The sequence below is a fragment of the Nocardia farcinica genome, assembly GCF_029867845.1.
GTDB lineage: Bacteria > Actinomycetota > Actinomycetes > Mycobacteriales > Mycobacteriaceae > Nocardia > Nocardia farcinica_A.
Genome location: NZ_JARWRU010000284.1, coordinates 1 through 1,832, shown reverse-complemented (window position 1 = coordinate 1,832; position 1,832 = coordinate 1). Strand labels below are relative to the sequence as shown.

Genomic DNA, 1,832 nt, shown 5'->3' with positions numbered 1-1,832 from the left:
AGCATCGAGGCGCCCAGCACGAACGCGCCGATCGTGGAGATCGTGTTCAGCGTGGTGAAGCCGTCGGAGGGCAGGTAGTCGGCGTAGCGACGCGGCATGCCCTCGGCGCCGAGCCAGTGCTGCACCAGGAAGGTGGTGTGGAAGCCCACGAAGGTGGCCCAGAAGTGCCACTTCGCCAGGCGCTCGTCGCACATGCGGCCGGTGATCTTCGGGAACCAGAAGTAGATGCCGGCGAAGGTGGCGAACACGATGGTGCCGAAGAGCACGTAGTGGAAGTGCGCGACGACGAAGTACGAGTCGGTGACGTGGAAGTCCAGCGGCGGGCTGGCCAGGATGACACCGGACAGACCACCGAAGAGGAAGGTCACCAGGAAGCCCAGCGACCACAGCATCGGCGACTCGAAGGTCAGCTGACCGCGCCACATGGTGCCGATCCAGTTGAAGAACTTCACACCGGTCGGGACCGCGATCAGGAAGGTCATGAAGGAGAAGTACGGCAGCAGGACCGCGCCGGTGGCGTACATGTGGTGCGCCCACACCGCGATCGACAGCGCGGCGATGCCAAGGGTGGCGTAGACCAGCGTGGTGTAACCGAAGATCGGCTTGCGGGAGAACACCGGCAGGATCTCGGACACGATGCCGAAGAACGGCAGCGCGATCACATAGACCTCGGGATGGCCGAAGAACCAGAACAGGTGCTGGAACAGCATGATTCCGCCGGTCGCCGGGTCGTAGATGTGCCCGCCGAGGTGACGGTCGTAGAACAGCGCCAGCGCCGCGGCGGTCAGCAGCGGGAACGCCATCAGGATCAGCACGCTGGCCACCAGGATGTTCCAGGTGAACACCGGCATACGGAACATGGTCATGCCCGGGCAGCGCAGGCACACCACGGTGGTGATCATGTTGACACCGCCGAGAATGGTGCCGAGACCGGAGACGCCGACACCGAGAATCCACAGGTCCGCGCCCACGCCGGGGGAATGGATGATGTCGGTCAACGGCACATAGGCCGTCCAGCCGAAGTCCGCCGCGCCGCCGGGGGTGATGAAACCCGCGGTCGCCATGCTCGCGCCGAACAGGTACAGCCAGTAGCTCAACGCGTTCAGGCGGGGAAAGGCGACATCCGGCGCGCCGATCTGCAACGGCAGCAGAATGTTGGCGAATCCGAAGATGATCGAGGTCGCGTAGAACAGCAGCATGATCGTGCCGTGCATGGTGAACAGCTGATTGAACTGTTCCGGCGACAGGAATTGCAGACCGGGCCTGGCCAGCTCGCCGCGCATCAGCAGCGCCATCACACCGGCGATCAGGAAGAACGACATCGACGTGACCAGATACATCTGGCCGAGGACTTTCGGGTCCGTCGTGGTGACCAGGCGATGGATCGCCGACCCTTCGGGGCCACGTCGGGCCGGATACGGCCGTTGTGCCACGACATCCGGTTTCGGCCTCGGTGCTACCGCAGTCACCACCAACTCCTCGAGATCGACCCGCCGAACCCCGTCGGCGGAGCGTGCATAGCGTCCGCACGGTAATCAGCGAAAATCGCCCGGAACCAGTCCCGCGCGTGATTCGATGATCAATTGCGCTGCGAGAGGGGACCTTCGGCTCGGCGGCGAGTGACTTCGAGGGAATCCGACCGGCCCGGCAACGGGTACCGATGGGCCCGAATCGCCCGCCCCCCCCCCCCCCCCCCGGGGGGGGGGGGGGGGGGGGGGGGGGGGGGGGGGGGGCGGGCGGCGGGGGGGGCCCGCGCGGGGGGGGGGGGCTTGGGGGGGTGTTTGGCCTCACCCGGGGGGGGGGGGGCGCCCCCCCCCCCCCCCCCCCTACCG

At 66.9% G+C, this 1,832-nt stretch carries 1 protein-coding gene; it reads right to left on the bottom strand.

Annotation, left to right across the window (positions count from 1 at the left end; genetic code table 11):
* Positions 1–1,469: cbb3-type cytochrome c oxidase subunit I (locus QH283_RS05985; protein ID WP_280502017.1), on the bottom strand; the 1,469-nt coding region annotated here is incomplete at its 3' end.
* Positions 1,470–1,832: the final 363 nt, after the last annotated feature.